The organism is Streptomyces sp. NPDC055254 (assembly GCF_053606025.1).
Genome location: NZ_JBSGQV010000017.1, coordinates 57,392 through 71,536, shown reverse-complemented (window position 1 = coordinate 71,536; position 14,145 = coordinate 57,392). Strand labels below are relative to the sequence as shown.

Sequence of the window (14,145 nt, the reverse complement as noted above, 5' to 3'; positions counted from 1 at the left end):
ACAGGGGCCACCCCCGCACGCAGACGCCCTTCACCGTCCGCGGTCCGGCCACGGCCGTCGATCACGACCGACGCAGAGCCCCCCGGCGCGGGTCCTGCGCCGGTGCAGCGGCTGCCGCGGGCGGTCGCCCTGGCGCTGTCATGGCGTACCGGCGGTCCGCGCGATCACGACGGGCTCTTCGATCAGCCGCACGGTCGGCATCACCTCGGGCACCGGCCGCATCCACGCGGCCGCGGTGTCCGCAACCTCCTCGATGCGCCAGTCACGACAGGTGCCGTCGAGCGCCAGGGGGTAGAGGGTGAGTGTGCCGTCCGGTGCGATGTGCATCCGGACGAATCCCGTGTGGTCGTCGATGGACTGGCCGGACATCTGCCACTCGGCGACGACGCCCCGGGGCGTCCACAGCACCCACAGGGCGAAGAGCTGGGAACCCAGCAACGCACCCACCGCGACAGGGACGACCAGCAGTATCAGCAGCAGGAAGGCCGTGTTCCAGGAGGGCGGGGCCGCACGGCCCACGCAGACGGCGACCGCGAGTGCCGCGAGGGCGACAGCCATTTGAAACAGCCCGGCGGTGACCGGGCGGGACGGCGGCGTGGGCCTACGCCCGCGCAGCAGCATGCTCCCCCAGACGGCCACGAACGGCACGGCGAAGCAGCCCACACCCAGGCCGAGCAAACCGAGAAGGTCGTCGGTACCGGCCATGCGTATGGCGTCGACCGGATTGCGTTTGCCTTCCGCCAGCGCGAACACGTAGCTCACCAACACGAAGAGCGCGAGGTGCAGCGCCCCGGCCAGTACGGCGAAGCCGGGGTTGCGGCGCGGCAGCCAGTGTCGCGACCAGGGCTCGGCGATCGCGCGCGCGAGCGAGCGGGACTCCTGCTCCCCGGGGTACGTCTGCTGCGCGAGCGCGAACGCCGACGGCGGCCGGTCCTTCTCCAGCATCCGCGAGGCGGCGGGCGGCAGTGGCAAGGCCTTCGGTAGCCCGTGCGTGGACGCCAGGTACGCGCCGCCCAGGCCGCACGTCACCATCTGGCGCCGCCGGGGGTCGGGCGGCAGGGCGCCGTCGGGGCCGGGCCCGTCCTCGGGCAGCCGTTCCGTGTACCGGGCGTAGTGGTGCTTGTCGCCGGTCAGCCACAGTCGGATCGATGCGCCCGTGTCCTCGCGCTTCCCGGTTGCACGGTCGAAACGGGTCCGGATGACGTTCCGGTCGAACCAGTGGAGGGAATTGAACGCGTCGGGCTCCTCGTCGCTCTTCACCCACATGGGCTGGGCGGAGCAGACGATCACGCTGTCGCCCGGCAGCAGTCTCGGCGAGAGGTGGGACTCGAAGTACTGCCGCTGGGGATCGTCGAAGTACGAGCCGAGCTGGCTGTCCAGTCCGACCAGCCACCAGCGCCGGGGCAGCTTCACGGCGAAATAGCTCCGGGTCTGCCGGGTCTGCCAGCCGCCGATGCTCCGTCCTTGGGCAAACATCCGCAGGAACGCGGTGAGGCCGTCGTACCAGTCGTGGTTGCCCGGCAGCGCGACCATCAGAGGCTGCTCGGACGCCGACGGGAACGCGGCCCGGTAAGGCCCCTTCATCCGGTCCTCGTACGCCGTCGTCGAGGCCACCGGGTACACCTGGTCCCCGCCGAGGACGAGCAGCGAGCCACGCGGCAACGGGGCCGGCCCGGCGACGGCCAGCTCGTCCGCCGCCAGGGCGAACGCCACCGAACTCGTCGCCTCGAAGCCGTCCCCGAGGTCGGCGACGAAGTCGATCCAGATCTCCTCGGCGCGGGCATGCGCCACTGGTGCCCGCAGCAAACCTGCGGGGAGCGCCCCCTGGATCTCACGCTTGTCCGAGTAGCCGGCGAACACGGCGGCCAGTGCGACCTTGACCGCCGTACGGGCGAGCTCCTTCGGTGCCAGCCACCGCACCGGTTCCTGCGGGGTGAACCGGAGCGCCGCCGCCCGCTCGCGCAACTCATGGACGTCCACGATGGCTCCCTCCGTCGGCCCGAGATGTCTGCCGTAGACGGCCCGGCTCGCCGAGACCGGCTCCCGCGCACCGAGCACGGCCCTGTGTCGTCGCCGTTCATCGGTGGACGGCCGGCTGGGGCACGGTCATCGGTCACAGCGGCGACCAGGGCAGAACGTTCTGCGCGTACACGTCCCACAGCTTGCCGAAGAAGAACTGCCCGAAGCGGCGCAGGGCTGCCGCCCTGCCGGGCAGCGTCGCCGCTTCGACGCGGAAGGTGGTGAGTTGCCTCAGGAAGTCGGTCGGGCGGATGTGAACGCTTCCCGAGGCCACCACCTCGGCCTCGGACTCATCCTGGGCATCGACGTGGCCGCGGACGATGCGCGTGTAGAGGACGGACGTGTCCTTCCAGATCCCCCGATGGGAATCCTCACTGACGTCCTTGTATCCACTGAGCGTGAGCCGGTGACCGGCTCGGTCCGTGAAGAACAGGCGGTACTGCATGCGCAGATGCTCCGGGTCGGACTGTTCCACGAACAGCTGGAAGGTGCCTCGCTCGACCCGAAGCCGTCCGCCCAGATCCTGGCAGACGATCTCTCCCCGCAACGACGCTTCGTGCTCGGGACCGGTGATGAAGCGGTCCACTCCCCGGATGTCGATGGTCAGGTGCAAGGCCAGGTCAGCAGCGGGCGCACCCTCCGACCAGTCCGCCGCCCCGAAACCGGTCTCGCCGAAGGCGACGCGGCCGACCATGCGTTCGCTGAACCGTATGCGAGTCGGGTCGTCGGGGCGGGCCGGAGGTGCGTCGGGCCGCCATGGAATGCCCTGGGCCGTACACCAGAGGCGAGTCTTGTGGACTCCGAGTTCCACAGCCTGGGCGAACCGATCCTTGCTGAAGTTGACCAGGTAGTTCAGCGGGACCTCGGCGCTCAGCAGTCTGACGTCGATCGGTCGCCCGAACTCTCCGCGGTCCCCGGTACGGATCGCCGCGTTGTTGGCCTCGATCCGACGCAGCCAGTGCTGCAACTGACCATTGGCCGCCATTTCGATGATGTGGAAGTAATTGGCCACGAAGCCGTCCCGCCAGCGTTGCCGACGACTGACCGTCCAGATGATCCACAGTTCGTCGCAGCCCCGCCGGACCGCCTCCTCGATGTTCCCGTCGGTGAGGTAGACCGGGTCGATGTAGGTCTGCCCGTCGATGACGACCGGAGGGAACCACATGGGCAGCGCCACCCCGGCACAGAAGCGATCCTCGTCCATGCGGTCGGCGGTCACTGCCTCCAGTTCGTTGGTGCTGAAGTTGTAGAGATTGAAGGTGGCTTCCCGATCGGTGGCACGGATCCTCTCCCAGTCCAGCCCCCAGCCAGGGAAGACGCGACGCCGATACCCGTCCAGGGTGAAGAGGGAACGGGCGTACGGCCCCTTGCACCACTCACGCCAGTTCGGGGAGACGCCCTTCAACGGAGAGAGATTGCGCCAGTTGTCCGCGATCTCGCGCCCGGACATCCCCTGGCAGTACATGGCGAGGTTGAACACACCTCCGCTGGCACCGTCGGCGTGGTCGAAACGCAACTCGGCCTCGTCGAGCAGGACCTGGAGGGCACCCGCCTGGAAGGCCACCTTCAGCCCGCCGCCGGCGAGGATGAGAGACCTGCGCGGGGGACCACCGCGGGGCTCGATGCTCTCGGCGGCCGTCATGAGGGACCCGCCCGGTTCCCGTAGTGATCCTCGATGATGCGGTTGGCCGACCGGTCGGCCAACGCCGCGATGGTGAGCGAAGGATTCGGGCCCACCGGCCCCGGCATCACCGAGCCGTCGGCGATCGACAACCCGGGATAACCGTATACACGCCCAAAGGAGTCCACCACGCCCTCCTGCCGGTTGCGCCCCATCGGCGCGCCACCCACGGGATGCACGGTGATGAGGCGGTTGAGCCACGACATCGGATTCGAGGCATAGCGCCCGCCCAGACTCTGTGACACACGCTTCATGGTCTCGTTCATCTGGTCGAAGTAGCGATCGGAGGCGGCCAGGTCCCAATCGAGGTCCAGATGTCCGTCCCGGAGGAACATCCGGCCGTTCGGAACGTCCCTTCCCATTCCGAGCAGCGGCATGGACGTCGCAGTGAACAGTCCCTTGCCCATGGCGTCGGAGAGTTGTCGCCCCACACGGCTTCTGGCGCTCCTGGTCAGCTGCGACCATCCTCGCCGCAGCAGGAACCTCGCGACCCTGTTGGACATGGTCAGGACATTGTGCTCGACGAGCCAATTCATGAATTCCGGGTAACCGGCATCCTCGATGTAGAAACCTCGGCCGGTCTCGCCGTCGTGCTCGCGGGGTATGACCATCGCACTCGTGATGACCGGGCCGAAACTCGGCTCCAGCATGCGCGGCACAGTCTCCCCGGTCCCGTCCCGCCGGCTCTCCCGTGCCTTGAAGACCAGCCCGAGGAAGTCCCCGTTCCCGGAGAAGTGGGTCCCCAACGCCGGGCTGATTCCGGGGAAGGCGCTGCGGTTTCGCAGGAGCAGATAGGTGGTGCCGAGCGAACCGGCAGAGAGAATCAACCGCCTGGCCTTGATGGTGCGCGGAGCGGGCGGACGGAATGGATCTCCGCCCCCTGCGGCGGCACCGTGCTCGATGTACGAGATCGAGAACCCCTGCGGGACAGGTTCGAACGAGCGGACCTCGCAGCAGGTTCGGATGTCTACCTCAAGTCGGTCCGCGGCGCTGAGGTACGTGAAGTCCAGACTGTTCTTGCTGCCGAAATTGCAGCCCAAGTCGCATTCACCCACGAGTCTGCACGTATAACGCGGACTTTTGTGCAGATTGTCCCTACCGCCTTCGACGGGAACGCCGGGCACCGGCGGTTTTCCGAATTCGACGGCCAGCAGCGGGAGTTCCCACTCAAGACCCAACCGGGACGCCGCGTGCTTCATGGCGATGGTCTTGGGTGTGTCCTGGTACGGCTTCACATCGAACGGGTACGGCTTCGCACCCATCATCTCTTCGACGCAATCGTAGTGAGGGTCGAGATCCTCGCGTGTCACAGGCCAGTTCTCGTATCCGCCATCGAACGATTCGTGTACGAACCAGCTCTCCGGCTTTCGGACGAGGACATTCGCATAGATCAGCGAGCCTCCGCCCAGGCCGCTGGACACGAGGGCGTCGAGTTTCGAGAAGCTCCACATGTCGTACATCCCGTACAGGCGGGAATCCGGGTCCCAGAAGTTCTTCGCCGTGTCATGGGGACTGCGTGGGAAAGATCCCGGCGGAAAGGGCTTTCCTCTTTCGAGAAGGCATACGCGCATCCCTGCCTCGGCCAGCCGGAAAGCGGTCACGGACCCGCCGAAACCCGACCCGACGACGACGGCATCGAAGGAGTCCACGCTCACCACCTCAAGGAGTCGAGGTCGAGGCTCATGCCTTGACGTCCCCCGTATGAGACCGCGGCATATCTCCGATACGCGCCGACCACCTCCTTCAATGGTTCACCCGGGCGCGGTGACGTGCACGTCGGAGCGTCCGCCCGGGCGGGGGAGTCCACCGGCGCGATTCCCCGGCCGCGGACGCTCTCGGCCTGCGGACCGCGCCGGGGCTCCGCGAGGTCCAGCACATCCACCACATCCAGCACATCCAGCACCGCAGGGCAGACCACGTCAGCCGACGTCGGCCGGCTCGGGTCAGTGGGCCTCTCCCAGGTAGCTCAGGGCCTGGCGGAAGTCATCGAGGGCGGGCCTGAACTCGCTGGTGGCGATGCGGAAGGTCGATCGGTCGATCAGGCTCCTGGCCAGTGCTCGTGCTCCCTCTGCCGGGTCGTGCCGAGAGAGTCGGCGGGCCAGGCTCACTCCGTCGTCGAACAGGGAGTGCACTTGCTCCGCGAACAGATGGGTGCGGTTCGCCCAGTAGACGGCGGAGCGGATGGTGAGGACCCGATGCAGGCGGACCAGTTCGGCCAGGTGCTGGTTCGGATCCTCGCCGGCTCGCGGAGCAAGGGCGTCCACCTCTTCGCGGAGGGCATGACGGCTGTCGAAGTAGCGCTGCTTGGCATCGGGCGACCACTGCATGGGCGCCGCACCCGAAGGCGGACGCGGTCCATCGGACGCAGGGCGGTCGCTTTCGGCGCCGGAGAAGGACAGCAGCACCGCCCAAAACGCCGCCTGATAGCCACTCCAGGATTTCCGCTCACCGGTATCGGCCAACTCCGTCAGCAAGGCGAATGCTTCATGCCGCGCGAGGGCCGCCCGCTCGCCTCGGCCGTGGGTGTCGAGCATCTGTGCGTACCCGATGAGGGAGTAGAGATGGCAAGCCATCGAGTCGCGGTCACTCGCGGCTTCGGCCGCTTCCATGCTGACAAGTGCCTCGAACGCGGCGAGCGCTTCGCTGGATCGGCCGGCGTCGTGGAGAGCGGCGATCCAGTCCAGGAGTGACCAGGCGAGACCCCCACTGCCGAGCCCGTGGGGCAGGATCGCTGCGACCAACTCGGTCATGGCATCGGCAGCCTCGGCATACCGGCCCTCCTCGGAGAGTCCGGCAGCCCACTCACGCAGCCCCTGTACCACGGGCTCTCCGGCCAGTTCGGCCTGTGCACGGCCAATGGCGAGCATCTCGGCACGCAGGGCGAGTCCGTCGGCGCGTCGACCCAGGCTGTACAGCTCTCTCTGGCACGTGTTGAGGGCCTCGTACAGAACATCCGCACGGGCAGGCTCGGCCGGATCGATGGACCGCGCCGCGGCCACCGCCTCCTCGCGCAGCGCGAGACAGGCCGCAGGCTTCTTGCCGGAACCGGTGTCGTAGCTCAGACGTTGCAGCGCCCTGGCCAAGAGCGGCAGATACGAGGCGGGGCTCACCTGGGCGAGCACCCGGTAGGCGTCGACTTCCTCGCGCGGCGTGCGGCGTCCCGACGCGAGCAGTACATTTCGCGCTCGCATGATGTCGTCCTGATCGGCTTTCCCCCGTTGATTCATAACGGAGATTCTGGGTGTGCCGGAGAGGGCCCAACAAGGCCGGTCACCTGTGCCGTTCGTCCTACGAAAACAGGCTCTGACCTGTCATGATGGGTGTGACATCACTTCGCCGGGATTGCTGCACGACATGCTCCTCGACCAATACGGCCCGGCGGCCGACGGCCCGCAGACGTGCGGCAGATGGTTGCGGTCCTGCCGGAGGCGAACTGCGACTACGTGGACATGCGGACCGGTCCTGCGGGTGAGGACCTCTGGTTCGACCTCGACGTGACGACCGCAGGCGCCGCCGCACTGGAGGCAGGCGGCCCCCGAGTCGGGCTGCTTCATCCGCCACTTGCGAGGTCAGCGCGTCGCGCCGGGTCCTGCGCGGGGGCCTGTTCGTGGGGCAGGTACAGGGTGCGGTGGGGGGTGAGGACGACGGTGGCGTCCGTCAGGCCGTTCCAGGTGTGGCCGCGGCCGTTGTAGCGGGGGGTGAGGTAGGACCATTCGAGGTTCCCGGCGATCATCGCTTCCAGCGCGTCGAGGTAGGCGCGAAGGTCGCTGTCCTGGCCGGCCGCGCCGGTCCGCAGGGTGGTGGTGAGGCCGTCGAATTCGGCCTCGACGCGGTGGACGGTCGCGGCGACGCGGTCGACGGCGGCTTGGAGGTTGCCGCCGTTGTCGGCGAGCGCGAGCTGGATCTCGTTCATGGTGTCGCCGCTGTAGAGCTCCTTGCGGTAGGAGAAGACGTCGTTGACACCGATCCAGTGACGCGCCACCAGCATGTTCAGGCGCTCCAGTTCCGGTAACTCCTCAAGGCGCTCGGTCAGGTCGGTGCCGAGGGCGAATTCGAGGAGGGGGAAGCAGCATTCTCCGATCGAACGGTGGCGGTGGCTTTCGTAGGTGGGCAGGTCCAGTACGGCGCGGTTGTCGATCAGGTGACGTTCGCTGTGGCAGGCGTGCAGGAATGCGTGCAGGGTCCGCGCGTAGCGCTGCCAGAGCGGTGCGGGTGCCAGAGGGAGGGTCTGCTCGCGCAGCTGCTTGAAGGCGCGGGTGAAGGCGGTGTCCAGGGCTGGGGGCTTGCCGTCGATGACGGCGGGCAGGTCGTGGATGCCCAGCTGCCGGATCCGGGATGCCGGGGCGTGGGCGAGGACGTCGTCGATGGCGAACAGGACGTCTATCCAGGCGCAGACCAGCTCGATGCGGTCTTCGCGGGCGTCGGCGTAGGTCAGCAGGTTCCACAGGCTGGTGCGGTGCTCCAGGAACGCCACCAGCTCCGCCCGGCTGGTGAAGGCGTCGGCGAGGAGTGCGCTCAGGCGGTCCGCGCAGCGCTGTTCCAGGGTCTTGAGGCGGGGGCGGCGCCTGGCCGGCGCGAACCGGGGGAAGAGCGGCATCCGAAAGCGCGGGTAGTCCTCGCCCGGGTCCGAGATGCCGGTCCCGAAGGCCGGACGGGGGAGGGAGGCGGCGCCGTCTCCGGCGTGGCCGAGGGCCTTCACTGCCGGACTCCCGCGTCGGCCCGGTGCCCGCCTGTTGCGGCCGTGCGGCGGATGAGAACGAGGGGGCCGGCTTGGGGGGTGAGGAGGAAGCGGGGCAGCGGCCGCAGCGGCGTGGCGTCGGCCTTGCGGAGTTGCCAGTGGCTGCTGATCGCGGCGAGGGCAAGGACGGCCTCGGTCATGCCGTAGTGCTCGCCCAGGCACTTGCGGCGCCCGCCGCCGAAAGCCGTGAACGCCTGGCGTTGGCCTGCCGTGAGGCGTTCGGGTAACCACCGGTCCGGATCGAAGACATCAGGGTCGTCGAAGACGGCCGGGTCGCGCTGTAGGGCGTAGGGGGAGAGGATCACATCCGCGCCCGCGGGAAGGGCGAAGCCTGCCACCTCTGTCTCTTCGAGGGTGATGCGGGAGAGCATCCAGGTGGGCGGCCACAGTCGCAGCACCTCGAAGAGGACCTGCCGGGTGTAGGGCAGGCGCGGAACGTCGGCGTGGACGGGAGCACGGCCGACAAGCTCGCGGTCCAGCTCGGCCCACAGCCGGCGCTCCACGTCCGGGTGTGCGGCCAAGGCGTGCAGGGTCCAGGCGAGCAGCGAAGCGGTGGTCTCCACGCCCGCCGCCAGCACCGACAGAACCTGATCACGAACCTCGGTGTCGTCAAGACGGCGCCCGTCATCGTCGGCGGCGGCCATGACCTGGGACAGCAGATCGTCCCCCGGCGCCTGCCCGGCCCGGTACTGCCCGATCACCTCACCAACGGCCACCTCCAGGCGGGCCTGCGCCCGCTGGAAACGGCGGTTGGCCGGCAGCGGAAGCCGGTGCAGCAGCGGCCAGGGCACCAGCATCCGCCGGAACATGCCCTCCAGCAGCACCGGCAGCGCCCCGGCCATGACATCCGCCGCCGTGCGGCCGGCCGGGGCCCCGACCAGCGTGCGCGCCACCACGCGGGCCGCGAGCCCGTACATGCTCGCCTCCACATCGAGCCGCTCACCCTCGCGCCACCGGGCGACCACCTGCGCGACGCACTCGCCCATCACCGGGGCGTAGCGCGCCACCTGATCCCGGCCGAACGCGGGCCGCATCACGGGCTGCTGACGCCGGTGATCCGTATTGCTGCACGTGATCACACCGTTGCCGACCAGAACCCGCGCCGTGTCCATGAACGGCCCGCCCTTGTCGAACACCGGCGACACCAACACCTGACGGGCCGCCTCCCCGCCATTGACCAGAAACACCCAGCGCCCTGCGAGCCGCAGCCTCACCACCGCCGGCTCTTCTCGCCGGGATGCCAGGAATGCGAGGGGATCACGCAGCAGCTCGATCACGTGGCCCAGCCAGGGCACGCCCCCCGCGACCGGCTGAACCTCATGAGCTCCCACCACGCCCACCCCTACTCCATCCGCCCGGAAGCACGCCGAACCACAACTGCCCACCCCACCCCGTACCAGAAACAAAAAATCGTTTCCTCTCTCCGTCTTCCAGGCCCGCCTGCCCGCATCCGAGCACGCCCGGCTCGGCCCGGACGGCCTCCCCGTGGTCATGAGCCCGCCGCGCCAGTACCTGACCACCCAGCTCGGCGGGTGCCGTCTACCAGTTGATGAGCATGACGCCGCCGCTGGCGCCGCTGGCCAGGCCGAACAGCGCTGTCTTCATGCCCGGCTGGAGGCGGCCCCGCTCTGTTGCGAGGGCGAGTTGAAGGGGGAGTGTCGCGGCGCCCATGTTGCCGGTGTACTGGAACGTGGGCACGACAGCGCCGCTCTGGAGGCGTAGGCGGTCGCAGATCATGCGGACGAAGGGGACTGATGGCTGGTGGAGGCAGACCAGCGGAAGGCTGCTGGGATCGGTGTGCTGTTCCTTCAACCACTGCCTGGCCTGAGCGTCCAGGTCCAGGAAGGAAGCCAGCAGCTGCTCGGAGTCGATGTGCAGACCGGCCGGCCCTCCCGGACCCTGGTGGGGGTTGAAGAGGGTCGCGGCGGGCCAGCCCGCGGAGTTCGCCATGAAGGTGCTGGCGATGATCCCGGGTGTCGTGCCGGCCTCGACGAGCAGGGCGGCGCCCATGTCCCCGCCGGTCAGGGAGGCGAGTCCCGTGCGCAGTTCGTGGGGGGTGAGCGTCCAGCGACTGAGCCGGCTCAGGGTCTCCCCGCACGCGACGGCGACCCGGCGGTAGCTGCCGCAGCGGATGAGGGCATCGGCGACCTCCAGCGCGTTCAGGACGCTGTTGCAGGCGTTGGAGATGTCAAGAACCGGGCAGGTCAGGCCGGTCTTGGCGGCCACGATATGGGCGTTGGCGGGTTCCTGGACGTCGGCGCTGACCGCGGCGAACACCAGCAGATCGATGCTGCCCGGATCCAGGCGTGCCTGGGCGAGGGCTCGGGTGACGGCGTCGGCGGCCAGGTCGGAGGGCAGGACGTTGTCGGCGGCGACAACGCGTTCTTGGAGCCCGTAGAGCCGCCGGAGCAGTCCGGTGGGGACCCGCAGGTCGGGACTGTCGCGCCGTAGCCGCTCCTCGATGGCGCGGGAGGTCTGGCGGCCGGGGGGCAGGTGGACGGCGACCTGGGTGATGCGGCTGTGCAGACTCATGCCGTTCCCCGTCCCACGCCGGCCCGCAGCCCGGCGTCCGGGCCGCCCTGGTGGTGGGGCTCCAGGCCGCGGACGGGGCCGGATCCTCGGCGGGGCAGGCCGCTGGCGGCATGCTTGACCCGGTCGGTGAGCCACAGAGGTGACGCGGTGTGCAGTGGGATGAGCAGGCGGGCGTCGAGGCCGACGGTGTAGCGGGCCCTGGGACGGCGGGCCGACAACGCCCGCGCGATCACCTCGGCGACCGGCTCCGGCCCCGGCACACGCTCGTTGACCTTGGTGAACAGGGCCCGGGTCCGCTCATATCCCGCGCCTCCCGCGCTGTCACCGACCGCGGCCAGGTCGGCGACCGCCCGCTCCAGCATCGCTGTCGCGAACGCACCCGGCTCCACCAGACACACCCGCACCCCGGCATGGGCGCTCTCCACCCGCAGGCAGTGCGTGAGCGCACTCAGCGCATGCTTGCTCGCGCTGTACCAACCGCCCAACGGCCACGGCACCCTTCCCAGACCCGAGGACACATTCACGATCCGCCCCGCGCCCCGGCGACGCATCGCCGCCAGCGCCAGACGGCAGATCCGCATCGCACCCAGAACATTCACCTCCAGCAGATGACGGGCCTGCTCATCGCTCACGTCTTCCAAAGAACCCGCCTGCGGCACACCGGCGTTGTTCACCACCGCCCACGCGCCACCGCCCGTCATCTCCTCGACCTCAGCCATCGCCCGCTTGCACGAAACCGGGTCGGCCACATCCAGCAGCACCGTCCGCAAATTCCATCCCCGCTCGGTGGCAGCAGCCACCAGAGCATCCGCCTTCGCCTGACTGCGCACGGTGCCGATCACATCGAACCCGCGCTCGGCCAGCCGCAACGCGGTGACCGTACCGATGCCCCCACTCGCCCCCGTCACCACCGCGCTGCGCACCACCAGGCGATCGGACGACTTGCCCACCGAAGCCGGCACGGCTCCTCCTCGCATTCCCGACGGCCGCCACCCAGCGGCGCTCACCGCACTGATCAACGACCACGCTCCGGCCGAGTTGTGGGCGCGGGCGCCGGCGGGACGACGAGCGGGGGCGGGGCGAGGCCGGGTGCTCGTGGTGGGGGGCACTGTGGCGCGGCTGCCGGCGGCCGCGGCCGGTAAGGGGCGAACGGTGACGCATACGGAGGCTGCGAGCAGGGCGGCGAGGATCAGAAAGGCCTGCGTCGGTGGGTTGCGTAGGCGCAGTTCCACTTCCCTCGGGGCACGGCGCGGACGTCTCCTACCAGCCCCAAACGGCCGGAGCCGTTGCTCAAGGTCAGCGAGGGGTGAGGAGGCAGAACTCATTGCCTTCCGGATCGGCCAGAACCGTCCAGGAGATCGCGGACTGGTCGATACCGGGGTCGGTGGCGCCCAGAGCGCGAAGTCGGGCTTCCTCTGCTGCCAGGTCGTCATCGGGGTACGGGCAGACGTCGAGGTGGACGCGGTTCCACACGCTCTTGGTGTCGGGGGTGCGGAGGAACTCCAAGTAGGGGCCGACGCCCTTGGCGGAACGCATGGCCGCGCGGTCGTCGGTGACCTCGTGCAGCGTCCAGTCCATCGCCTCACCCCAGAACCGGGCCATCCCTCGTGGGTCGGTGCAGTCGACCACCACCGCGGCGATCGGCCCGGTGTCCCGGTAGATCGGACGGGGCTCCAGGACGCAGAACTCGTTGCCCTCCGGGTCGGCCATGACCGTCCAGGGGACGTCCCCCTGACCCACGTCGGCGAGCGTCGCGCCGAGATCCCTCAGGCGCGCGACCAACTCCGCCTGCTGGGCGGTCGAGGTGGTGGCCAGGTCAAGGTGCACCCGGTTCTTCACCGTTTTGGGTTCCGGGCGGGCGATGATGTCGATGCAGACGGCCACGGGGTCGGGGTAGACGAAGCCCACGGGTTCGAGGTTGGTCACGCCGGGTCCCTCGCTGTCGACACCCCAGCCGAGTGCCTCCGCCCAAAACCGGCCGAGCGCGGAGTCGTCCCGGGCCTTCATATTGATCTGCACGAGTCGTGTTGCCATGTCTCAGATCCTAGAAGCAGCCGCCGGCCCGGACCGCAACTGCGCATCACCAGAGCGTGCGGCAGGGAGGGTGCCCGTGTCCGGCGTCCGGCCTGACCGCCCGGACGCCGGCCGACACCCGGACCCGTACATGAGGGCGGTGGTGCGTATCCCGGTGCGAAGAAACAGCAGAAGCCCCGTTACAAGCCCTGGACCCATTCGGCGTACAGCACACGGCATGGCGTGAATCAGCGGCTTATGTGACCGAAACCTTGTTGGTCCGACGCCGCACGGGCCGCCCCGCCCCCCGCCCCGGCCGCGTCAACCGCATCCTGACGGGTGCATCCTACAAGGGAGGGTTACGGACATGTCCGCATTTGGCAACGCACGTCCGGAGTTGTGGCGGTTGACGGCCGGGGTGGGCCAGAGTGTGGCTCCTCGGCGAGGACGCCGGGAACCGTACGGAGTCCGCCCGGCTTGCACGAGGCCGGGCCGGGCTGACTGTTGAAGGAGTCATCTGCATGTCTGCTTCTCTCGCCACCCGCCGTCTTCTCGCCGCGGCCCTGGCCGCCGGCGCCCTGGTCGGTGCGGCCGCCATCCCGGCCGCCGCCCACGACGACGACCGGCGCGGCCACCGCGGCCAGCACTCCTCGATCGTCATCGGCGACGTCCAGCACGACAGCCGCGACCGCGACCGCGGCAACCGCGCCCTGAACCGCGAGTGGGTCGAGGTGAAGAACACCGGCCGCCACTCGGTGAACCTGCGCGGCTTCACCCTCACCGACCGCGACGGTAACCGCTACCGCTTCAACCACCTCCGCCTGGACGGCCGTTCCAGCGTCAAGGTCCACACCGGCAACGGGCGCGACACCCACCACGACGTCTACCAGGACCGCCGCCACCAGATCTGGGACGAGCGCGACACCGCCACCCTCCGCGACGACCGCGGACGCGTCATCGACACCGAAACCTGGGGCCGCCGCCGCTAAGACACGCCGGCAGCCGCCACACCATCAAGGACTGTGAACTGCCGGCCCCAAGCACGGCGTGGGGCGGGCCCCCCCCCCCGCCCCCCCCCCCCCCCAACCGCCCAGGCGCCCGAACACCCCCGGGACCCCCCCCGCGCCAACACACACAACGCGTTTTGGGGGCGGGGCAGGTA

General features: G+C 69.3%; 10 protein-coding genes. 1 reads left to right on the top strand and 9 read right to left on the bottom strand.

What is annotated here, in order from left to right; genetic code table 11:
- Window positions 1–138: 138 nt before the first annotated feature.
- From ACWFQ8_RS18465 to ACWFQ8_RS18425, 9 genes are all read right to left on the bottom strand, one after another.
- On the bottom strand, window positions 139–1,980 hold the full coding sequence (locus tag ACWFQ8_RS18465) for a hypothetical protein (protein ID WP_453787295.1): 1,842 nt from the start codon (window positions 1,978–1,980) through the stop codon (window positions 139–141).
- Between the two features lie 133 nt (window positions 1,981–2,113).
- Entirely contained in the window at window positions 2,114–3,661 is a 1,548-nt protein-coding gene (locus ACWFQ8_RS18460; RefSeq protein ID WP_453787294.1) for a patatin-like phospholipase family protein, read from the bottom strand.
- Complete coding sequence (locus tag ACWFQ8_RS18455; protein WP_453787293.1) at window positions 3,658–5,349, bottom strand: GMC oxidoreductase; 1,692 nt, start codon at window positions 5,347–5,349, stop codon at window positions 3,658–3,660. The genes ACWFQ8_RS18460 and ACWFQ8_RS18455 overlap by 4 nt, the downstream gene beginning before the upstream one ends.
- 294 nt (window positions 5,350–5,643) lie before the next feature.
- Entirely contained in the window at window positions 5,644–6,927 is a 1,284-nt protein-coding gene (locus ACWFQ8_RS18450; protein WP_453787292.1) for a hypothetical protein, read from the bottom strand.
- 323 nt (window positions 6,928–7,250) lie between these two features.
- Complete coding sequence (locus ACWFQ8_RS18445; protein WP_453787291.1) at window positions 7,251–8,399, bottom strand: terpene synthase family protein; 1,149 nt, start codon at window positions 8,397–8,399, stop codon at window positions 7,251–7,253.
- The gene (locus tag ACWFQ8_RS18440; RefSeq protein WP_453787290.1) at window positions 8,396–9,931 is read right to left on the bottom strand and encodes a cytochrome P450; all 1,536 of its coding nucleotides are present in this window, start codon (window positions 9,929–9,931) and stop codon (window positions 8,396–8,398) included. The genes ACWFQ8_RS18445 and ACWFQ8_RS18440 overlap by 4 nt, the downstream gene beginning before the upstream one ends.
- A gap of 46 nt (window positions 9,932–9,977) precedes the next feature.
- The gene (locus ACWFQ8_RS18435; RefSeq protein WP_453787289.1) at window positions 9,978–10,970 is read right to left on the bottom strand and encodes a 3-oxoacyl-ACP synthase III family protein; all 993 of its coding nucleotides are present in this window, start codon (window positions 10,968–10,970) and stop codon (window positions 9,978–9,980) included.
- On the bottom strand, window positions 10,967–11,932 hold the full coding sequence (locus tag ACWFQ8_RS18430) for an SDR family oxidoreductase (RefSeq protein ID WP_453787288.1): 966 nt from the start codon (window positions 11,930–11,932) through the stop codon (window positions 10,967–10,969). Before ACWFQ8_RS18430 ends, ACWFQ8_RS18435 begins: the two co-directional genes overlap by 4 nt.
- 334 nt (window positions 11,933–12,266) lie before the next feature.
- Window positions 12,267–13,004, bottom strand: a complete 738-nt coding sequence (locus ACWFQ8_RS18425) for a VOC family protein (protein WP_453787287.1) — start codon at window positions 13,002–13,004, stop codon at window positions 12,267–12,269.
- Between the two features lie 500 nt (window positions 13,005–13,504).
- Here ACWFQ8_RS18425 and ACWFQ8_RS18420 point away from each other — a divergent pair, with 500 nt between their 5' ends.
- Window positions 13,505–13,972 (top strand): lamin tail domain-containing protein, encoded by a 468-nt coding sequence (locus ACWFQ8_RS18420; RefSeq protein WP_453787286.1) that lies wholly within the window; start codon window positions 13,505–13,507, stop codon window positions 13,970–13,972.
- Window positions 13,973–14,145 lie beyond the last annotated feature (173 nt).